At 47.6% G+C, this 22,289-nt stretch carries 14 protein-coding genes; 7 read left to right on the top strand and 7 right to left on the bottom strand.

The genetic code is table 11. The annotated features are described in order from the left end of the window. The gene (locus M0415_RS01250) at positions 1–570 is read left to right on the top strand and encodes a LutC/YkgG family protein (RefSeq protein WP_249555927.1); all 570 of its coding nucleotides are present in this window, start codon (positions 1–3) and stop codon (positions 568–570) included. A gap of 664 nt (positions 571–1,234) precedes the next feature. Here M0415_RS01250 and M0415_RS01245 read toward each other — a convergent pair. The 4 genes from M0415_RS01245 to M0415_RS01230 all read right to left on the bottom strand — a co-directional run bounded on the left by M0415_RS01245 (position 1,235) and on the right by M0415_RS01230 (position 9,901). Continuing rightward, entirely contained in the window at positions 1,235–1,789 is a 555-nt protein-coding gene (locus M0415_RS01245; protein ID WP_088212433.1) for a hypothetical protein, read from the bottom strand. Positions 1,790–1,799: 10 nt separating this feature from the next. Continuing rightward, positions 1,800–2,870, bottom strand: a complete 1,071-nt coding sequence (locus M0415_RS01240; RefSeq protein WP_249555928.1) for an RHS repeat protein — start codon at positions 2,868–2,870, stop codon at positions 1,800–1,802. An 89-nt stretch (positions 2,871–2,959) separates the two neighbouring features. After that, positions 2,960–8,578, bottom strand: coding sequence for a SpvB/TcaC N-terminal domain-containing protein (locus M0415_RS01235; protein ID WP_249555929.1), 5,619 nt, complete (start codon positions 8,576–8,578; stop codon positions 2,960–2,962). A gap of 726 nt (positions 8,579–9,304) precedes the next feature. Beyond that, positions 9,305–9,901 carry a tyrosine-type recombinase/integrase gene (locus M0415_RS01230; protein ID WP_249555930.1) on the bottom strand — a complete coding sequence of 199 codons (597 nt, stop codon included), beginning with the start codon at positions 9,899–9,901 and terminating at the stop codon, positions 9,305–9,307. A 987-nt stretch (positions 9,902–10,888) separates the two neighbouring features. Between M0415_RS01230 and M0415_RS01225 the strand changes: the two genes are divergently transcribed. The 5 genes from M0415_RS01225 to M0415_RS01205 all read left to right on the top strand — a co-directional run bounded on the left by M0415_RS01225 (position 10,889) and on the right by M0415_RS01205 (position 16,089). Then, complete coding sequence (locus tag M0415_RS01225) at positions 10,889–11,998, top strand: AI-2E family transporter (RefSeq protein WP_249555931.1); 1,110 nt, start codon at positions 10,889–10,891, stop codon at positions 11,996–11,998. Continuing rightward, complete coding sequence (locus M0415_RS01220; protein ID WP_249555932.1) at positions 11,988–13,556, top strand: efflux transporter outer membrane subunit; 1,569 nt, start codon at positions 11,988–11,990, stop codon at positions 13,554–13,556. The genes M0415_RS01225 and M0415_RS01220 overlap by 11 nt, the downstream gene beginning before the upstream one ends. Then, positions 13,549–14,643, top strand: a complete 1,095-nt coding sequence (locus M0415_RS01215; RefSeq protein ID WP_249555933.1) for an HlyD family secretion protein — start codon at positions 13,549–13,551, stop codon at positions 14,641–14,643. The genes M0415_RS01220 and M0415_RS01215 overlap by 8 nt, the downstream gene beginning before the upstream one ends. Positions 14,644–14,756: 113 nt before the next feature. Continuing rightward, positions 14,757–15,677, top strand: coding sequence for a hypothetical protein (locus tag M0415_RS01210; RefSeq protein WP_249555934.1), 921 nt, complete (start codon positions 14,757–14,759; stop codon positions 15,675–15,677). Between the two features lies 1 nt (position 15,678). Beyond that, entirely contained in the window at positions 15,679–16,089 is a 411-nt protein-coding gene (locus M0415_RS01205; protein ID WP_220053542.1) for an ion channel, read from the top strand. A gap of 354 nt (positions 16,090–16,443) precedes the next feature. Here M0415_RS01205 and bdpA read toward each other — a convergent pair whose 3' ends face one another. Next, positions 16,444–17,955 (bottom strand): BAR domain-like protein A BdpA, encoded by a 1,512-nt coding sequence (gene bdpA / locus M0415_RS01200; RefSeq protein ID WP_011717784.1) that lies wholly within the window; start codon positions 17,953–17,955, stop codon positions 16,444–16,446. A 227-nt stretch (positions 17,956–18,182) separates the two neighbouring features. Beyond that, positions 18,183–19,535 (bottom strand): MATE family efflux transporter, encoded by a 1,353-nt coding sequence (locus M0415_RS01195; protein ID WP_249555935.1) that lies wholly within the window; start codon positions 19,533–19,535, stop codon positions 18,183–18,185. A gap of 422 nt (positions 19,536–19,957) precedes the next feature. On the opposite strand from M0415_RS01195, the gene M0415_RS01190 reads away from it, so the two are divergent. Then, the gene (locus tag M0415_RS01190; protein WP_249555936.1) at positions 19,958–21,502 is read left to right on the top strand and encodes an MFS transporter; all 1,545 of its coding nucleotides are present in this window, start codon (positions 19,958–19,960) and stop codon (positions 21,500–21,502) included. A 145-nt stretch (positions 21,503–21,647) separates the two neighbouring features. On the opposite strand, the gene M0415_RS01185 is transcribed toward M0415_RS01190, so the two are convergent. Further along, positions 21,648–22,169, bottom strand: coding sequence for a DUF3087 domain-containing protein (locus M0415_RS01185; RefSeq protein WP_249555937.1), 522 nt, complete (start codon positions 22,167–22,169; stop codon positions 21,648–21,650). Positions 22,170–22,289: the final 120 nt, after the last annotated feature.

Here is a 22,289-nt window from a genome sequence, read left to right as displayed (position 1 = left end):
ATGTCTAGTAAGCACGAAATTCTCAATGCGCTCAAACTGTCGGCTTTAACAAACCATCCAATGCCAAGCATCGATGTCGCCCCGCGGGTAGAAGATCTGGTTGGCCAGTTTGAAACCAATCTTAAAACCGTGGCGGGCACGCTGCACCGCGAAGGTGGTCTTGCGACATTGCAAGCCAAAGTGGATGAGCTTGTCGCCCAAGGCTTACAGGTTATCTCCCTCGTTGAGGGTGTCACGGCAAACCGTGATGTGCCACCAACGGCACACGAGCTTAGGGATATCGATTATGCGGTCATTCCTGGTGATGTTGGCGTTGCCGAAAATGGCGCCATTTGGGTGAACAATAAGAATTTAGGCCACAGAGTCACGCCTTTTATCTGTGAAAACCTGATCTTAGCGCTACCTACCACTAAAATTGTGCCTAACATGCATCAAGCCGCCAAGGACATTACCTTAGATGCGGGTGAGTTTGGTGTGTTTATCGCGGGTCCCTCAAAAACCGCCGATATCGAACAAGCCTTAGTCGTCGGCGCCCACGGTGCCTGCAGCTTAAATGTGTATCTGGTTTAATTGCTAGCGCGCTAAACCTTTAAAAGCCGCCTTAACAGGCGGCTTTTTATTGGGATGAATGTGTTGATAAAACGCTTTGATTCAAAAGGTAAATAGTCATTTATCTGCTCAACAAGTTTAATGCCAATTTAAACTACCCATTTGCGATATGCACGTAAAAAGCTAAGGGACAAAACCTTGCTAGATTTTTTACTCTAATTCATTGGTTTCGGATTAATATTTGTAAGGCGATTATTGAGCGTTAGTATTAAACCCGATAAACAAGCCATCCATTTTCGTTGCATGAACTTAAGCGAATGATCTCCAAAAACTCATTTGGTCAAAACTCGCAGCAGACTGAGCAGTCCAAAACAGTAGAAGTGATCACTTGTGAACAGCGGAAGCGATCAATTGCGCCAGTGCCGCCAACTGGCGGCGCTGCCCCAAACTGCCCGCCCTGCTGGCAAACACTGATCACTTCTACCGGCAACGGCTGCCCAGACCGCTGGTCGGATTGCCCAAGTTTCAGGCAAGAAAAAGCCCCAAGTAAATGGGGCTGATTGGCAAAAAGAGTTAAGCCTGTCCTGTCTCTTTTTGCTGTCCTGTCTTTCTATAAAGTGTTATACCTGACCCATCATTTTCCCTTGGTAAATTTATGAGGAGAACCATCAGGATTGGGCTTGTTTTATCTACTTCCAAAGCCTAAGTTTTCTGTAGACCAATAGGTTACCGGATATTGTATTTCCGACTCCACATCGTACAAGAGCTGAGTGAACCCAAGAATTCCATTGGTACTTGAATAATATACTATCATTGGATCAGACGTAGCCATCTCACGTGATAAATTTATCACTTGAATTTTAAAAACTTCCTGTGAAATTCCAAAAAATTCAATTGTTTCCTTTCCTTTATTGATATATTTAAATCCCTTATGCTTCCACTCGGCGGCAGTTTTATCTTTTTTTTGTATTGCAAAATTAAACGTAATACTTTCAATACATATCCAATTATCATCGCAAGAGTCATATGGTGAGCCAGCATGCCCCCAAAAAAGTACTTTGGATTTAGTATCGATAGTAAAATTTTGACTAGCTACATTAAACGAATCTGCAACAATGTCTCTTTCTAGGTCTGAAGACCAACTCTTATAAATGTATTGATATTCATCAGCGCTCACTAATGTTGGTACTAAAACTGAGGCGATAAGGCAGCTAATTACAAGAAATTTATTGAAATTCATTTGATCACCATCAATATTCTTTTGGATAGACAGACTTAAGGAAACTATCGGCCATCCCCTCTCTACGTTTATCAGGAACACGTCGCAAGCCTCCATTTACAGAAGTCACGTTAACCCTTGGTATAGAATGAGCGATCTCATGAACAATTAGTCCCCTAATCGCATGAACGCCCGCATTTAAACTAACGTGATAACCACTTGCCACATTTGCTGGTGAACCGTTTTTATATGCATCATAGGCACCTCTATAGAATATAACATAGACTTTTTCGGCTACAATATTACCAGCGGCATCTTTAATAAATGTCGTTGTTGTTTTCGCTTCTGAACCATCTGCTGCATATTCATTCGTGTATGACCAAGTTGCCATTCTTAAACCATTGATTGCATGTTCAAGATCTGTAGATAGTTGTTCATTCCCGGAAGCAGTTGCGTCATTTATTCGTTCGACAAGACTAAAGTACTCATTAACAATCCCATTTTCTAATTCGTTAACAAAATCTTTCTCACCCTCTGATATCTCACCAACATCAGTGCCTCTAGAAGTTTTGTTAATACCAGCTCTTGAGCCTTTAGCTGTTACACCATCCCCACCACTCTTAGCAGCAGTCTGTTTCAAACTCCCCATATCAGACAAATTACCTGCACTGCTCATGGCATTTTGAATCCCTTGATGGGCACTCGCGCCATTGCCTTTGGTAATGTACATATTGCCCTGACTATCTTTGCCGACCGTACCGACGGTTTTACCATCTTTATCAGTAATATCTTGTGTCGTTCCACTTTCGATACTGTCGGCACAATCCTGAACATTATCTGTGGTCGCACAATACCCCGTCGGATCCGTCCCCGCCAGCGGGTTGTTCATTATGTAGGAATAGGGATTCACACTCTGGGTGCTGGTCGGGCTCTGGATCAGCGGGTCGACGCTGAGGAAGCGCCCGAGGTTGTAATCGTACACCCGGCCATTCATATGAATTAACTGCTGTTCATTCAGATGCTCGTGGTCGGTAAAGCCACGGCGGTTTTTGTTGGTGATATCCAAATCCTGCAACTTTGATTGCAGGGTATTTTTATTCACTATATCAGTACGATGCCCACCGCCTGTCGATGCGGTTCGCCCAAAGGGGTCAAAGTAGCGTTGACTAACAATATTACCATTTTGGTCGGCTAAGGTGGTGGCACTGCCGAGTCTGTCCTTGAGGTAAACTGCAGCAAATGACCACGCTGTGAGGTATAACTGAGTACCGCAATATCGTCTAAGTAGGCACGCCAACTGCCATCACTGTCGGCTTCATAGTACTTATCGACATAATAAGTGGTTGTCGTTGCACTGCCGACCGTACGGCTTTGCTTGGCGCGCATATTATCACTGCCATAGACAAAACTGGTGGTGGCACCACGGCCAGAGACACTCAGTGGCTTATCCATGGCATTGTAGGTCATGGTGAGACCATCACCCACACGCAAATTGCCGCGCTTATCATATTGAAAACTCACCGTGGTGCCATTGAGTTTAGTCAGCTGACATACCGCATTGGGGCCGGCATTATTGCCCGCGGCACAGCTGGCATTGCCGCCATAACGGTAGGCAGTGCTGCTATTGGCACTGTAGTCGGTTTTCTTAAGGAAGTTCCCGACCTTATCGTAGGCATAGTTAACCGTGGCACTAAAGGTCGGGTTGCTATTGCTAAACTGATACTCGCTTAGGCGATTAAGCGTGTCATAACGGTAGCTCTTAGTTAGGCCTGTCACCCCATCACGTTCACTGGTGAGATTCATAAACTCATCGTAACCATCATAGTAGTGCGCATGAATACGCCCCAGCGGGCCATCCACTTCGACACTCGCCATGGTGCCTTCGCTGTAATAACTGCGTGATTCCGACATCACCCGGTTACCAAGTTCAGCGCCTGTGATATGGCCTGCTTCATCCATGGCTGTGACTTGACGATAGAGATAGCCAGAAGCAGCATTGCTGGTCTGCTCGAGGTAACCATAATCGTTATAGCTATATTTGAGCGTTAAGCCGTTCGGGTATTCGAGTGCCTTAGGACGACCATAGAAGCCATCGTACTGATGTTTAACTGTGCGACTCACTCCATCAACGGTCACTGTGGTTTGCGCCAATTGCAGCGCAGTTGTGTAGGCATAAGTGCGAGCGACGCCGTTTTCGGTTTCAGAGGTGAGTAAGCCTTGCTTGAGGGTGTCCCACACAAAGGTCGCCGTACCTGGTGCACTGCCGCCCGTGGTGGTTTTACTGGTGACACGGCCCAGTACATCGAGTACATAGGTTTGCACCACGCCATTGGCATCGGTTTGCTTATCCAGTTCGCCTACGCTGTTGTAACCAAAATTGGTGGTGCCTTGGTTAGGGTCGATAACTTGGGTTTTATGGCCAAAACCGTTGTAAGTTGCTTTGATATCACTATTGTTAGCATCGCGGATAACTAACGGTCTACCGCCACTATCGTAAGCAAAGCGGTTGGTGCCATTTTGCGCATCCACGGTTTCATATAACCAGCCTTGACGACCATAGGTACGCGACATCAAGCGTCCTTCGACATTGATATCGGTGGTTAACCCGTTATAGGTGTATAGGGACTCCAGCCCACCGGAGCGCCCATTAGGAATGGTGCGTCTGCCGGGTCTATCAAGCGCATCAAAATCGCTGAACTCGGTATAGTCTGCCGCCGTGCCGTTACCATAGGGCGTCGAATCTCGGGTTAAGCGGCCGAGCACATCATAATGCTTATCCTGATATTGATAGCCCCCGTCAAAGCCTTGGGTTGCGGTGCGCAGTAAACGACCTTGGCCGTCAAAATACTGCTCCGTTTCAGGCATACCTGCGCCGCTGGTGCGGGTCATCACCACAGGAATATTGTCGTTGTTCTGGGGCGGATTATTACCCTCATTGGCGAGTAAATAGCGCAAATAGCGGGTTGGACTGCCCGTCTGTTTGACCTGCACCGGACGACCGATACCATCGTACTCGGTTTGAGTGATGATATTATTAGGCGCTATCACTTTGGTGGGGAGTCCTAGCCCCATATTGTATTCGGTGGTGTTGATATGGCCCTTGGCATTGGTGACCTTGTAAGGCAGATAACCATCGTCAGCCTGAGTTGTGCCGTCTTTGGTGTAGGTAAAACTGGTTTGCCTTGCCGCCATGGCAATACACGTACTGCTTTGCCCTGTGGTTTTAGTCCACAGTGGCAGACCGTAACTGTTTAATCCGGTTTCTTCAACGCGATTGCAACTGCTATTACTGGCGGTAAAAGTCACTTTAGTGGGTAACTTATGATTGCTATCCCAGGTATTGACCGTTTGCAATTGCCACTGCGCCTTATCCATCGTGCCAACCGGATCATCTCCCCAGTTGCGCTGAGCAGTACTGTGGCTCGTCTTTATCCAGTTAAACTTATTGAGCCACCAATTATTAATATCGGGCACATAACCAGTTTCCGTCACACTGGAATAGGTATTCGCCTTACCCTTTATGTAATCTGTAACCGTTTGAGTTTGCTTTTTAATATTGCCCCACTCATCCACATCGGTAGGGCTAGTTCCTACCGTCTGCTTTATCTCTGACATCAGACTCCCATCATCCAGATCCCAGGACTTCTGCAGCGAGCTGGTCTGAATGTTGTGGTACACACCTTTGCTGCGCACTAGGCTTGCCTTATGCTGCGGGTTATCGACCCAGGTATTTTTTAGCTCAACCACAGTGCCCTTTACACCATTTTTGTTCGGTGCGACCACTGTCTGTGATATCAGCAATCCCACCTCAGGAAACTTCTGCTTGAAGACGCTATGCACTGTCTTATCCCGCAGCATATCCTTTTCCCAGATTTGATTAAATCCGGTAAAGCCACGTCCTTGCAGGTTGTACATCGCGCCTTTATAGGCATATTGGGTTTCATTTTCGCCACCCTGTCCGTTGCTTTGCTTGAAGGATTGCACCACATACATACTGGAGGCGAAATGGACATAACCGGAACCAACCTCATTGTGGTCTGTAGTATAAAGCTTAGCTTGGTCCGCACTGCCTTCTCCGGTTGACAGTGGGCGATAACGCCATTCGCTACGATTACCTAGACCGTCAGTAACGGCTTGCAGGTAATCTGTAGCAGCATAATCGTTGGTAGTTTGTCCGTTACCAGAGCCATAGTTACGGCTGAGGTAAGCGCCATAGCGCGTGCCCCACATGCTTGAACCCGGGTTTTGTATCCACGTTTCGTTAAACTGTCCTGTGCCAGGCACGCGTGGCCCATAGGTTGTGAGCATATCAACCAGACCATCCCCAAATGCATCCGCCAAGCGGGATTCATGGGCAGAACCGTAGAATGGGGTGGATTGCTTTGTTAGCCCCCAGCGGCCATCGGCTTGCAACACGAATTTAATCGCATCGTATTGATAAATCGAATCATCAAAATCTGAACTGGCAATCGGTTTGCTGGGAACCGTATTAAAACTGTTTACAGGCATATCCCCATAGAGCGCATCGCCACAGAGTGTCCTTTTAATCCCGCTGCCCGAAGTCCCACCGGGAAACATCACATAGGCACAACCTGTAATCACCCTCTGACCTGGAAGTAATATCTCCTCAATACCGTCTAAATCGATGTCAGCCGTTTGCATGCTGTCAAAGTATTGGGGGTAAATCACATCCATAGGCTCTTGCGCCGTGACCACCACATAATGAAAACGCTCTTTCAAATGCAGATTGCCCGCAAATGCCATCCAAGGGGCAAACGTGGCGCGTCCTTGATTAAGTTCATAACCAATCACGCGGTCATTATTTACCATTCGCCAAGAAATAATGTCCGCTAATCCATCACCATTAATATCAATCAGCTTTTGGAAAAAATGAAAACCATCCCCAGTATGGAATGGATAAGTTGGAGCACTTGACCATTGCACACTCCATTGTTGCGGTGTGCTGTTATTTAAGATGAAACTTCGCAACACGGGGACAGGGGCATTCGCCGCACCACTGCCGCCCAAGCTTGACACCACAAAATCCACCATCCCATTGCCATCAATATCACCCGCCATAGTGACATCAACTTCAGGTCTTGCTGGCCAACTTCCCAGTTTGGGGTCTATTGCGGTCTCATGGATTAATTGAAAGGAATTCGCGGAATAAGGCGTTGATGCGTTACCCGTATTTAAATAAGCTCGCCAATAGCCTTTACCGCTCACAACAGTAAAGACCATCAGGTCAACATCCCCATCTCCGTTGAGGTCTATCGCACTCATTAGCCTATCAGGGCTTGGAAAGCGATTCGGATTAAAAGGGATACCCGTTGACACATACGAAGCTGACCCTGATGCAGATAATTGAATATGTAAGATGTTGTTGATGGATTTAAAGGGGTCGACTTTACCGTCATGGTCCGCATCGAATGCAACACAAATCCAGCCATCGGAGACATAATCGTTGTAGCAAGCTTTCTCATGGGTAAAACCATTTTGACCCAGCATGTCCTGCTCTGCATTTGAGTCATATCCAGGGAAATCGGTGGAACCATCACCATTAGCATCGCCATGCGGGGTCACTTTATTAATGTCCAACTCACCTGAAAATACCGCTTGCCCACCAATAAGGAGTTCATCGGCCTTAACTGTCGATGCGCTATCGCGCCAAGTCAGTTGAGTTTGCGGTGTGCAGTGTCCTAATGCATCACACTGCGCTAGCGCTCGTAATAAGTGGCGCCCGCTAGCCAGACTCAGTTGATAATCAAACTGATATTGATGAACTAATTGTCCTCCTGCACCATTGACCTTAAGCTCTGATAACAAACGAGTACTGGTTGTTAGCCCTCCGGCCAGATAACTTTTACGCTTGTCAGTCCGAGGCTGATAATAAAATGTGATATTCCTATCACCTAATACGCCCAAACCACCTGTATATAAAATCTGGCTAAGAAGATGCTCACCCGCCACGCTCGTATCGTATTGATAATCGATGGTATTAGCGCCATTGGAATAAGACTCCTGGGTCATCTTCCAACTGAGTGCAGTGCTTAAGCCGCTTGGCACAAAGCGACTATTAGCGTTTGCGCCATAGGTAGCTCGACTACCATCAGGTTTATAGACGGTAAAACTGCTGTTACTGTCATTAATATTGCCGTGCTGTACCACTTTAGCGAAGGAATCCATCTCAGTGCGATATTCAGCATTGCTTGCCCCATAACTGCCACTCACGACAATTAAACGCTGCCCGTCAAGACACAACCTATCGGTCGAGGCATTAAAGGTGACCGCACGGGTAAAACCATCTTGCGCAAAGGTTGCAACACAGCGACTAATACTTGAACCGGCATTGAGTGACCAACCCACACCTAAAATGCCATTACCCCCTTGGGAGTTATAGCTAAGCGATATAGAAGGCTGAACGCCATTACGTCCTGGCGGTAAATCGATAGGAATGTGATAACTTGCTTGACCACCCGATACGCTGGCTTGCCCCTTAACCGCTGCGGCATTTAAGTCAACACCTTCTGCGGGCTCAATATCGCTGCCACCCGCATCGGCAACCGTTACCCGAGATAAATTTTTCCAGTCGCTTCCAAGCACAGGCAAGCTAACCTGAGTATTGCTGGATAATTTCCAAGCACTGCACGCCGTTGAGCAAGCCCGCACTTGATATTGATAAGTACCAGAAGCAAGCCCCGACAAAGCATAACTGGTGGCCGTTCCAGAATACTTAGTGGCCCATGCGCCACCGTTAACGCGCTGCTGTAATTCATAACGTGTAGCGCCGCTGATGCTAGACCAAGTCACATTGAAGGCACCTGTTGCGTTACTTGCTGGAACAGATATTGATGTCGGGGCCGATGGTGTTGTTGGTATAGAAGGGGTACCAACGAGAAGAGACGAACTATAACCACTACATAATGTGCCTTTACAAGCATTGATGCGATAGTAATATCCCGAGAGTGTTTTTCCGGAAAGATTAATATAACGGGCGTTTGTCCAGCCAGAACATACTGTTCCCGAGCCATCGCCAATGACAACAGCTCGTGCCATTAACATCGATGACGAACCGCCATCCGCATTACCCAGTCCTGTGTAAACGGTGCTCCACGAAACATTATCGGTTGATTCTTGGATATTTGCAGAGGTTATTTCACACCCAATGTACCAATGCAAATCAATCATTGAGTTTGATTTACTTCCGCTGAGCGTAGGTGTATCAGGAACCAGCGCCGCATAACTCGGTATAATCCATGCCAATCCAAGCAATAACATAAAAGCAGTAAACAATGTTTTACAGCGCAACGTTGTCAGCAGTGGTGACATGACATTCCCTTAGTGTAAGTTCCTTTTTTTGTCAAATCACAATACAAAATTAAAAACATCTTCACAACACTAACGAAACACTTTAATTATTCTAGGCGCTTACAAATGTTGTGATGACGTTTGCTACGATAAATAAGAAGTCATTGTTTACCGGCACCACAGATAACCGAGACAATATTGCTAAAAGTGCATATTGCCTCAGCGTCCTTACATTTCAATAGACTCAGATATTCGAAGTGCATCTTCAATCTCTACACCTAAGTAGCGGACGGTGTTATCTAACTTGACATGGCCAAGTAATATTTGAATGGCTCGAATATCTTTCGTTCTACGGTAAATCAATGTGGCTTTGGTTCGGCGCAGTGAATGCGTGCCGTATAATTCACTATTTTGGCCTAACTGATGCGCCCAGTTTTTGACTATAGCGCGGTAATAGCTGTAACTCATCGGTTGATGAGCACATCTTGGGCTTGGAAATATGTAGTCCTCAGCGACGAGCCGCTGTTCAAGTAACCAAGAGGTCAGACAATGTTGGGTTGGTGGTGTAATTTCAAACTGAACTTCACGATGGGTTTTACGCTGTGATAATCGCACTCGCGGATTGATGATGCCTGCCGAGGTAATGTCTTGAACTTTCAAATGCAGTAAGTCACAAGCGCGCAATTTTGAATCAATGGCTAAATTCAGTAACGCTAACTCAGCAATATTATGCTCTAACTCTAAACGAGTGCGAATGCGCCAAATCTCTTCCAGTTTAAAAGGTCGTTTTTGTCCCATGGGATGACCTTTATTCCAAGCGTCCATACAAACCTCCTCTGGTTGTGATGAATAGACACTTAAATTTTAGGAAATGGTGCGCTTAATTGAACACATATGGATTATAAAATCTCATGCATATATGCAATTAGAGTGGTGGGCAAAAATGGAGTGCTGAATTGCTTTGGGGCAAAAAAGCTTTTAGCCGGATGAACAGTTCAATGGTCGTAAAGATTGTTGTTGCAACAGTGACCGTTGGCGGCATGGCCGCTCTTTCACATCTGACCCATAGGGATATGGGAAATGCCAGTATGATGTCGGGAACATCATCGGTCATGTGAACGCGGCATTTACACTTCCATGTATTGCAAATGCCGCCGTCGAGCCTATAAGGATACTTCTTGTAAAATAAAAGGGCGGCGTGTCACTGGGGAAACAATGACAATTCATCCTGCACACCTGACGACAAACTTGCTAGTTTTGGGGCATGAGCGAACAAATAAATCGCTTAGATAAAGATTTTAAGCTCTGCTTAAATTAAAACGACCCAAGTCACCAACTTATTCAGCCATTACTATTTTAGATAACTCATCTCAGTACCCTTACTCTTCTTAAGCAGGTATTTTCCGCTTAAACCTATCACTTAGCGAGGCAATCACGGCTGTATTGACCTCAAAAATTTGCATACATCCGCAGCGTAAATGAGCAATCAAGAATATATGTCAGGCTTGCAACCTGCTGACTCACTGAACGTTTTATTAGATGGTCATCACACTTTAATGGTGGAATTTACCAAATAATTCACAAACATGAACTAATATGTAACTTACCAAAATATCGAGAGCTGGAATGAGGGCTCACTCTACTGAATACAGGGGATTTATCAGTCTGACACCTTGAATAGCGTTACGGTAAGCGGGTCGCTATAAAGTACTAAATCGTCTTCACCAACACAGTAACATCAGGGATCTGCCGTTCTGTAGCAATACAGATGATTCAAGTTATAGGTTTATAACTCGTTGAGGTAACAACGGAATGGAAAACAACGAATTAATCGCGGTTGAAAATCGAATCGTCACTAAATTTATGGACATGTTTATCAAGTTTGGCATGCTCCTCGCTCTAGCGTCCTTCTGCTACACCATCTTCTCCCCGTTTTTAAATATCATGCTCTGGGCAGTGATTTTAGCCGTGGTCATTTATCCCTTTCACCAGCGTATCGCTAAACGGCTGAGTGATAAGCAAGGTCGAGCCGCTACTTTGTTGATTGTTATAGGGTTAATGATCTTAGTTTTACCGACCATCATGATGGTTAGCTCCATGACCGATAATATGGGTAGCTTGGTTGAGCGCGTGAATCAAAATACTCTTGAAGTCCCTACTCCAAAGGAAAGCATTGCCAATATTCCCTTTGTTGGCGCTAAGATTTATGACTTTTGGCTGAAAGCATCGACCGATTTACCCTCGTTAGTCAAAAGCTTACAACCGCACTTAGGGGATGCTGCCAAGCAAGTCATTCATGCGTTAGCCAGCATCAGTGCCAGTCTGTTGATGAGTATGTTTTCCTTCATCATCGCAGGCATCATGATGGCTTATGGCCATTCTGGTGCACAAAGTTCGGCTCGGATTGCCACTCGGATTGCTGGTCCTGAGCGCGGCGCCAAACTAGTCAATATCTGCTCTTCAACCATTCGTGCCGTCGCCTTAGGCGTTATTGGCGTGGCCTTCATTCAAGCCTTGTTAATCGGCATTGTGATGACCTTCGCGGGTATCCCCTTGGTGGGTATCTTCTTTATCTTGGTCTTGATATTAGGGATTGCCCAAATCCCCGCGCTTTTAGTGACGCTTCCAGCGATTGCTTATATCTGGATGGCGGGCGATAACGGCACGGTAGGCAGTATCATCTATACCGTGTTGCTGATCCTTGCGGGTGCGGTGGACAACGTACTCAAGCCTATTTTCCTCGGCCGTGGAGTCGATGCTCCCATGCCAGTGGTGCTCATAGGCGCCTTAGGCGGCATGGCCACCAGCGGTATTTTAGGGATGTTTATTGGCGCCACGCTACTGTCTATCGGCTACCGCATCTTTATGATGTGGGTGGATGAAGGTCTCGAAGAGGGATTGAGAGAGCAAGATGACAATTGATCACTTTGTTCCCCGCCTCGTGTTAGGCGGGGTATGTGCTCTGCTCAGCGGTTGTACTGTACTCGGTCCTGATTATCAACGGCCCGATGTGCCAGAAGTCCAAAGCTGGCAGAGCGCGAGCTCACGCCTCTTTAGCGGTGCGACAGCGGCCAGCGATTATCATCAATGGTGGTCGCAACTGAACGACCCAGTGCTAAGCAGCTTGATTGACGAGGCCTTGCAGAAAAATCCTGATGTGCGGATCGCAGGGCTACGCATTCTCGAAGCGCAAGCCCAGTTGGGTATCGCGGAAAGCCTTAAAAATCCCCAGTTAACCCAAGCCACAGCACAATGGCTGGGCGCTGGCCAAACCCAAAGCGGTAACACTACCTCAGGTAGCAGTTATGGCGCGGCATTTAATCTGGGCTGGGAACTGGATTTTTGGGGCAAGTTTCAACGCAGTATCGAGTCTGCCGATGCCAACTACTTTGCCACTATCGCCCAATATGACGATGTGCAAGTGTTGATGATTGCGCAAGTGGCACAGCTGTATGTGAGCATTCGCACCTTAGAGGCGCGGCTGCAAATTGCCCATGAGAATGCGCAGATCCAAAAGCGCAGCTTAGAAATTACTCAGCACCAGTTTCACAGCGGTAATACCGCCGAGCTGGATGTGCAGCAGGCCAAGACGCAGTATCTCAGCACGCTCTCGACCATCCCTCAGCTAGAAACGAATCTGCGCCAAAGCCAAAATGCACTCAGCACTCTGCTGGCAAGGGCGCCAGGGGCATTACCCGAAATGGCAAGCAATACGGGCGTACTCCCCCAGGGGCAATTGGCCTTAGTTGCTGAAATGCCCGCCGATTTATTACGGCGCCGCCCCGATGTCAGAACCGCAGAGCGTCAACTTGCCGCCCAATCTGGGCTGATTGGTATTGCCGAGAGCGATCTGTATCCATCCATCACCTTAGCCGGAACGCTAGGATTAAGTGCAACGGGCAGCGGCCATAGCATTTTCTCTTGGGGGGCTGGGCCATCCATTAGTTGGAATATCCTCGACAGCGGGAGATTAACCAACCAAATCTTAGTGGAAGACGCGCGCTTTGAGCAGTTACACGAACGCTACCGTGAAACCGTTTTTAAGGCCGCGCGGGAAGTTGATGATGCCGCCATCGCTTATGCCAACAGCGCAACCGAAATAACCTTGCTGACACAAACAGGTGAAGCAGCGAGTCGTTCACTCGAAATTGCTAATACCCAGTACCGCGAAGGTATGGCGGATTTTCAGCGTGTACTCGATTCGCAGCGCGCCCTCTTCAGCCAACAGGAACGGCTCGTTAACAGTCGCGGCGCCCATATTGGCAATCTCATCACCCTCTACAAAGCGCTTGGTGGCGGGTGGGAACCGGGGCGGCAACGTCCGTTAGTGACTCCCGCTGTTGATCAAAAACTTCGCACGCGTGATGAATGGGTGCCCTATCTCGATAACCCACGGTCCGATGCAAACCAGCCCCAAACGGGTTATCAACCTAATGCCCAGCCTACATCGACTATTCAAAAGGGAATTGTGAATGACTGACAGTACCGCGACTCCGGGAAAGGCGAGTAAATATGCCACCCTTGGCCTTCTGGCACTCATAGTAATATTGCTGCTCTGGTACCTTTTGGCCGACAGAATGACCCCCTATAGCTCACAGGCAAGGGTCCAAGCCTTTGTGGTGCCGATTGCCACCGAAGTCACGGGGCAGATTTTGAAAGTCTATGTGCAGGATAATCAAGATGTCGCCGAGGGTGATCCCTTATTCGATATCGATCCTGAGCCCTATGATATTGCACTTGCCAAAGCCAAGTCGGACTATGAAACAGTACTAAATAGCGTTAAAGCCAATAACGAAGGCGTTAAGGCGGCGGAAGCGAAATTACAAGCCATGCGCGCGTCTTACAATAATTCAGTGAAAGATGCCGAGCGGCAAGAACGCCTCTATCGCCAAGACCCGGGGGCTATTTCAGTACGCCGACTCGAAATCGCACAAGCATCGCGAGAAACCGCCAGCAGCCAAGTCACAGCCGCCGAAGCCGATGTTAGGCGCGCCATTGAGGCAGCCGGGGTAAATGGTGAAAACAACTCACAACTATTAAGTGCTCGTTCGGCGGTAAATAAAGCCGAGCGCGATAGACAAAATACCCATGTCGTCGCCCCAAACCGTGGAGTGATCACTGACTTAAATACCGATGTGGGGCAGTTTATCAACGCGGGCGCCCCCGCAATGACCCTGATTGCAATCCACGATGTGTGGATTTCCGCGGATCTGACCGAAAACAATCTCGGCAATATTAAAGTGGGGAACAGAGTCTCTATCCTGCTCGACAGCATGCCTGGACAACTGTTTAGCGGACAAATACGCAGTATTGGTTATGGTGTGGATGATGGTAAAAAGCAGGCCGTCGGTTCACTGCCGACGGTCAGTAATAGCCGCGATTGGCTGCGCCAAGCACAACGCTTCCCCGTAAAAGTGTCGTTCTCAGCGGACGATATGCCCCCCGCAGCTAACCTGCGTGTAGGAGGCCAAGCCGACATCTTGGTTTATACCGAAGAACATGGCCTGATGAACCCGCTAGGCGCACTGTATATTCGGGTAATGAGCCTCTTCTCCTATCTGTATTGAGGCCTGATATGCATCACGCAGACAGTACAGTACTCAGAATTAGCCTTGGCATCTCATTAGCCGCGTTTGTGTGTTTTGGTCTAGCCCTGCCCATGCCCCACCTGGGTTGCATTATGGCATGGGTCATCCTATGCATGCCCGGCGAAGCACTGAGCTTAAAAAAAGGCCTTATTGGCGGTGTATTCTTGTCGCTTATCATGACTGCGGGCGTCTTATTAGTCCCCTTATTGAGTTATTACACCTTAGCCGCGGTGCTATTAGTCGCATTATTGCTGTACTTTTTAATGCTTATTTCGGTCACAGGTAAAGGCGTACTAGCCATGTTGCTGACAATGGCGATTACCCTCATTCCGATTGCAGGCTTAATAGAGCAAGCCGTGGCGCTCGCGATTGCACAGCTCATCGCCATCGGGGTATTGATTGGCACGTTAGTGAATGGCATCGCCCATGCCTTGTTTCCGCCCGCCCCCGTGGCCGCAGCAGAAAAACCTATCCTATTGCCCCCAGAGCATCCCAAGCGGTTGGCCCTCCGCGCCACCATCATAGTGATCCCTGTATGGCTTCTGGCGCTAAGCGATCCGGCGTTTTATATCCCCGCCGTGATGAAGACAGTGATGTTAGCGCAGCAAAGTACTCTGCTAAACGCCAAACAAGCAGGCAGAGAACTCGTGCTTTCTACCTTAATGGGCGCCTTGTTGGCATTCGCCCTGTGGATGGGACTCAGTATTTGGCCTTCGTTATTGATGTTAGTGCTGATGCTGGGACTAATGACCATGTGGCTGACTCGTCGGCTTATTCAATTAGTGCCAACGGGGTTTCCCCCTTCCTTTTGGAGCAATAGTTGGATCACCGCCCTCATCTTATTTGGCCCCGCCATTGCCGACAGTGCGAATGGTAAAGATGTATGGTTAGCGGCCGCCATGCGTTGCAGCCTCTATTTATTGGTCGCTGGTTATGGTTGGCTGTGTTTTATCGCACTGGAGCAGAAATGGCCAGCAGGCCGCCCAGCCTCAGAAGCCCCCGTAGGAGAATAGAATGTTATCAGCATTAGTGGTTGGCCTACCTATCATATTAATCAATATGTTACTGCAATCTCTTGCCACTATGTGGTGCATCCGTTTCTACAATAAACGGCTACTAGACCACGATAGTTTAGTCGCAGGAGTATTAGGACTTTTCGGTATCACCAGCATAGTAATGCTGGGTAACCTTTTACAAATCGTCGCTTGGGGCAGCTTGTTTCTCTTCCTCGGCGAGTTCAATAACCTGCATGATGCGATTTATCATTCTGGGGTCAACTTCGCGACCTTAGGCTATGGCGATATTGTGATGAGTGAAAAATGGAAATTATTAGGCCCAATCGAAGCGGTAAATGGCGCCCTGATGATCGGCTTATCGGGCGCATCCATGTTGGCTGTGCTACAGCAATATGTGCAGAAAAAATAACCGACGATGCCTCAATGTAAACGCAGTCTACAGTGACTGAGAATATCCATGGGAGTAATGACCCAACACACCTACAAAAAAGCAGCCTCAGTTAGGCGGCTTTTCTATTGGATAGAACCTTAGACGAGACAATAAAGTATACGCTTAAAGCGATGGGCTAATGCCGCGGGATCGAAAACCGCCATGGTGGCGGTATCTGTGTCAAATCGAGTGCTTGTATAGGGTTGACTCATCATCCTTGCCTACGAACCGAATATGCTTCTGACGTCCTGTTATATCCTTGATAACCCCAAAGCTAACATCGAAAAAGCCAAGTGATTTAGACCATTACGACCTCTTGGCGATAAGCATCAACTACATAAAGGCCTTCGTAAAGGCTTCCTTCGATTGGCGAATATAGTTGCGCGCACTTTGGGCATGTTGTTCCCATACCGCCCTATCGCTTGGGTCGGTGAAGGGATTTTGCTCGGCGGCAATCGAGCGCTCAAATCGATCGTAGAAGGTTAACATCGCCGAGGTGATTTGATTGAAGCGCTCCTTAAACTCCTGAAACTCATCCATTTTTTCAGTAGTTTTAATCATGTATTGCACCAACTCAGCATTGCTATTTGCGGCTAATAAGGCGTCGGCCTTGGCGCTGATATTGGCATTCACATCGGCCATAATTTGCGCCCGTGTTTGCTCATCTTTGCTCATCACCTTACTGTAGTTTTCGGGCGTACGTGCAATGCTGGCATGCTGCAGATAGCTACGCAGATGCTTATCTAAATCCTTGCGGAAAGTATCTAAGTTCTTCTGCATATTGACTAAATCGTTGTCGAGCGCCGTAACCTGTTGCAACTCTTTTTCGATTTCAGCCATAAAGCGTTCGGCCTGCTGATAAATCTTAAGGCCGTTTTCCTCGGCAAACTTTTTATCACTGCGGCTTAAGTCGCTGTTGTCATAGTTTGAGCGGTCGAAGGTGGCCGCGAGGAAAGATTTAAAGGGTTCGGCAAATGCTGAATAAGCGCCCGCACTCACCACATTTAAGGTAGCCGTGGCTAAGTCACCAAAGGGTTTGACCATAGAGCCTAAACGCGCCTGTTGGATCGGCGATGCCACCCGCTTAGCATCGGTTAAGACTGACCTAAAGGTGTTATAACCCAATGGGTTAGACATTTTATTACGTTCAGAAGTCGCCAATACAAAGGTGATGCTCGAGTAAATCGCATTGGAATATTCGAGGTACTGTCTTTGGCTTTCGAGCTGGGCAGCGTAGTTTTTACCCAAAGTTCTAAAGGATTCGGCTTGAACCTCGTAGTTTTTGTCTTCTTTAAGCTTATCTAAAATGCCGCCAATGATTTTTTGCTCGTTCTTTTGCAGCGCGATATCGAGGCGAATTTTATCTAGGGTTAAGTCATCCAAACTGATGGGGCCATTGATGGCTTCGATATCGAGGCGAATATACTGGCGGCTCGGGTCGTCAATCGACACCCTGTGGGCCAAATATTCGGTAGTCGCAGGAGTAATATCGATTAGCGCCACATGCTGCCACTGGGCATCCAGTTTTAATACCGGCGATGTGAGTACATTGATCCGATATTGGGTTTGGATATTTTGGGTCTTAACCCAAAACTCCAACAGGCCCGCTTCGGAGACAGGGAATTTACTGACGATACTGCTATTGCCTTCGGCACATAACAATGCGCTCTCACCACTGTGGGGCTCCGCGCCCTCAAATTGGCAGCCCATGATCCAAGACCAAGGTTGGGATAAACGGTTACCCTCAAAATCGCTAGCAAACACTAGCTCATTATCCTTGGCACTGGCATTAACACTGGTTAACACGCCAAACAACAGCATAGAGATGACTGCAGCGGTGCGCATAAGAGCCTCATAAAACATAAATAACAAACGACGAGCCTGAAAAGGCCCAGAATTCTATCCTATCCGCACGCTTTTACCGTCAGTCGGCCGCCGTATTTTAGTATAAAAAACACGCTAAAAACTGCGCTAAATTTAAGCTGGGATTAAACCAGCGAAATGTAACAGAGCGCATGCCGACACGCCAGTACTAAGTCGGTTTCGAAGGTAAAGATAATGCGTAAACAGCATCAGACTTTAGCGTTCACTTGGAGCCGCCCCATCGCGATAAACATCCAAATCACCAGCATAGTGCTACAGGTCGCGAGCGACACCCATACGCCAATCACGCCAAAGGCCCAGGCAAAACAATAGATAATGGCGGCGATAAGCAGCAGTTTCGCCCCTGTGAGTATTGATGCCTGTTTAGAACAATTAATCGCCTGGAAGAAACTCGCGCCCACAAGAATCAAGCCTTCCATCGGTAAGCCCCAGAAATACCAACGCATTCCTTCAATCGCGACCGGCGTTAAGCTTGGGTTGTCACCGGCAAACAGGTACACCAACCATTCGGGGCGGGAATAAATCAACACTAAGCCAAGTGCCGCGGTGAGTAGGGTCATGCCAAAGGCGATATTGCGTGCCTGCTTAACCCTGTCGAAACGCCCTGCCCCCGCATTAAAGCTGTAAATCGGTTGAGTACCGAGGGCAATGCCTTCAAAAATCAGATAGAAAAACGCTTCGGTGTAACTCACCACCCCGTATGCCGCCACATGCAGAGGGCCACCGACCCATAAAAAGGCGGTGTTATGCAGGGTCAATACAATCGACAAATACAGGTTCATCAAAAAGCTTGGCAAGCCAACACGGGCAATGTTGAGGCAGTTATCGAGCTTTAGCTTCATCTGCTCAAGATTGATTTTGAGCTGAGTGCGCGCCCCAAAAAAATGCTGCAGGCAGAGTAAACCAGTCACGGCCTGGGATAACATGGTGGCAATCGCCGCCCCAGCCAAACCAAAGGGAAACACCACAATAAACAGCCAATCTAAAAAGGTGTTCAGCACGCCACCTAAGATCAACACAAAGGTCACCATGGAGGGGCGACCGTCGTTACGCAGCAAGGTGGTAAATGCCATTGAAATAATAGGGAAATGACATAAGGCAAAATACCAGAACAGGTATTCGTTAGCGTTTTCGAGTATCTCCCCCTCGGCGCCGAGGGCAATTAAAATATCTCGAGAAAAGATCCCGCCGATTAAGGCAAAAAATGCCCCCGCCAGTAAACATAAACTAAAGGAATTGCCGAGCAACTTACGCGCCTTGGCGACATGACCTTGCCCTAAGTTAATCGAGACTAACGCGGCGCTGCCCATGCCGAACATGGCGCCGACGGCATAGAGAATCGCGCCCACGGGATAGGCCAGCATCATGCCCGCCAACCCGGTTTCGCCGAGATAATGGCCAACGAAGATACCATCAATGGTGACATACACCCCAGTCACCAGCATAGAGGCGATCGTTGGAATGGTATAGCGCCAGAAAAGCTTAGCAATCGGCTCTTGCAGCAGGCGTTGGTCCGTTGCGGCAGCGGAAATAGCAGTCATAACCTAATCTCACAAAAAATAAAGGCAAGGCGCGCACTTACATTATTCTGACTGTATTCGCACAGATAAAATAGTGGATGAACAAAAATGCGGCAGAGGATTGTACCTAAATTTTGCCTTAATACCAAAGGGATTGAATGAGGTGGATTTGTAACAAAAACTAATCAGCACAATACCTTACTGCTTGCACACATTTATTCCGTGATTGCAACAAGCGAGCATCACTTAATAACAGATGTGGCGAAACTCATCATTTTTCACTACTTTTTTGGTATTTAACCCTTAATTAGGTAAAGTGTAGGCTTAAATTGCCCGAAATCGGTTAATTACCTAGGCATTATTTGCCTAAACAATTGAGTTAACCATTTAATTAATAATGAATTAGTGGAATTAAATTCAATAACAATAATAAAGGGAAGGACATGAGTCACAATAGTCCAAATGCAGAGAATGATCTGCGCGAAGTCAAGCAGTTAGGCATGTGGGCCTCCATCACTAGCCTAAGTTATATTTTTTGGTTAGTGGGCGGCATGGAGCTGGTCGAGCGTATCGCCTATTACGGTGTCAAAGCCAGTGCAGGCTTATATGCCAAAGCCCCCGAGTCGGCGGGCGGTCTGGGGATCAGCCTCAGCGACTATGGCATCATTATCTCGCTCTGGGCCATTATGCAGACCTTTGTGCCTGTGTTTACCGGCGGGATTTCCGACAGGGTCGGCTACAAGGAAACCATTTTTGCCTCAACCGTGATTAAAATCATGGGCTATCTGACCATGGCTTTCTTCCCCAGTTTTTGGGGCTTCTTATCGGGATCATTATTACTCGCCATCGGCACTGGGATATTTAAACCCGGCATTCAAGGCACCTTAGTACTCTCAACCAATCGCAATAATACCTCCATGGCCTGGGGAATATTTTACCAAGTGGTGAATATTGGTGGCTTCTTAGGGCCATTGGTTGCCGTACATATGCGCCAGCTTTCTTGGGATAATGTGTTTTACGCCTGCGCCGCGATTATCTCGTTAAACTTCTTGTTCTTATTGACCTATACCGAGCCGGGTAAGGCCGAGCGCATCGCCCGTAATCAGCAAATAAAATCCGGCGAAATTAAACAAGAAGCCCTCTGGCGCGACGCTTGGCATGAACTGAAAAAGCCTATAGTCATCTATTACATGTTAGTGTTCTCTGGCTTTTGGTTCCTCTTCAATGCCCTGTTCGACGTACTACCCATTCATATTTCTGAGTGGGTCGATACCAGCGTGATTGTGACCAGCCTGTTTGGCAGCGAAGGCACCAGCAACGGTATTTTACAGTTCTGGCTCGGGTTAAATAACGAAGGCACTAAGGTCATGCCAGAAGGCATGCTCAACCTTAACGCCGGCCTGATTATGACCAGCTGCTTTTTAATTGCCGCCCTTACCGCCAAGTACCGCATCACCACGGCGATGCTGATTGGCTGTTTACTCAGTATCTTAGCCTTTGTGTTTATCGGCGCCTTCCATGCCGCTTGGTTTATCGTGCTTGCCATTGCCATGTTCTCCATCGGCGAGATGATGATAAGTCCGAAGAAAAACGAGTTCATGGGTAACATTGCCCCCGAAGGTAAAAAAGCCATGTACCTTGGTTTTGTGATGCTACCGCAAGGGATTGGTTGGGGCTTAGAAGGCTATTTCGGCCCTAAACTCTATGAGATTTTTGCCTCTAAAGAATTGTTCTCACGCGAGTTATTACTCGAGCGCGGCATGAGCTCAGCGGATGTGAACGCTATCCCGCAAGGGGAAGCCTTTACCACCTTAGTCAGCTTTACTGGCGAAAACGCCCACGATCTGACTCAGCTGCTCTACCATAGCCACAATATCGGCATGGCTTGGTATATTATCGCCGCGATCGGCACCATTTCGGCTGTGGGGATTTATATCTATGGTAAGTGGTTACTGACGCTGCAACGGGCGCAGCAAGCCGCACACTAATGGGCTGGGTCTTCTAGGGCGTAATAAGAAACGTAAGTTCTTACCCCAATAGGCTTATCTAAAAAGTGATTTCTAAAAAGTAAGTTCGAAAAAAGTGAGTGTGTAGGCACTCACTTTTTTTATTGGGTGCTTGGCACAAATGTCACTAAAAACCCGCTAACAGCGCTACTTCAAATTGCTCGGCCGAGAGCGTTAATCCCAAGGCGTTGCACTGCTCTTGCAGTTGGTTTAATTCCTTATCGACGCTGGATAAGGTCAAGGTATTATCATCGAGCAGATAGACTTGGCGTAAACTGGTGAAGTAAAAAAGTAATGTAATCAAGGCGTTTACATCATTATCCGCCGCCGCGGTCCGAATTTTACTCAGCTTACGATAAATGCGATTTTGCAGCTGCTTTAACTGCCAGACGTAATAAATCTCTCTAAAGAAGGGTTTACTCTTAAGCTGATACACTATGGCGCTACAGAGTAACACCGCCAAAATCACCCCGAGTAGGTTCCAATGGAAATTCCCCGTCGGCTCACCGGGCACAGCCTGGACACCAAAGAGCGCAATCAATCCCGCCCCAAAACTTAAGGATAAAACTATCAGCCCCAGCACTAAGGCCACCATAAACAGGTTCATATTGCTACGGTAAACCGTTTTATCTACTTGCTGTAATTTCATTGGCTCACTTCTTATCGAAAAATACCTATTGGCGGCGCAGCATAACTCAGTTTGCTTGAGCCTGCCTGAATATCAACACCCTTTACCCGTTATCAAACTTGGCAAGATACAAACTGAAAC

It is taken from the genome of Shewanella sp. 10B (assembly GCF_023475885.1).
GTDB classification, from domain to species: Bacteria; Pseudomonadota; Gammaproteobacteria; order Enterobacterales; family Shewanellaceae; genus Shewanella; species Shewanella mangrovisoli.
The sequence above is the reverse complement of the archived record's forward strand: the minus strand, read 5'-3'. Positions and strand labels throughout refer to the sequence as shown.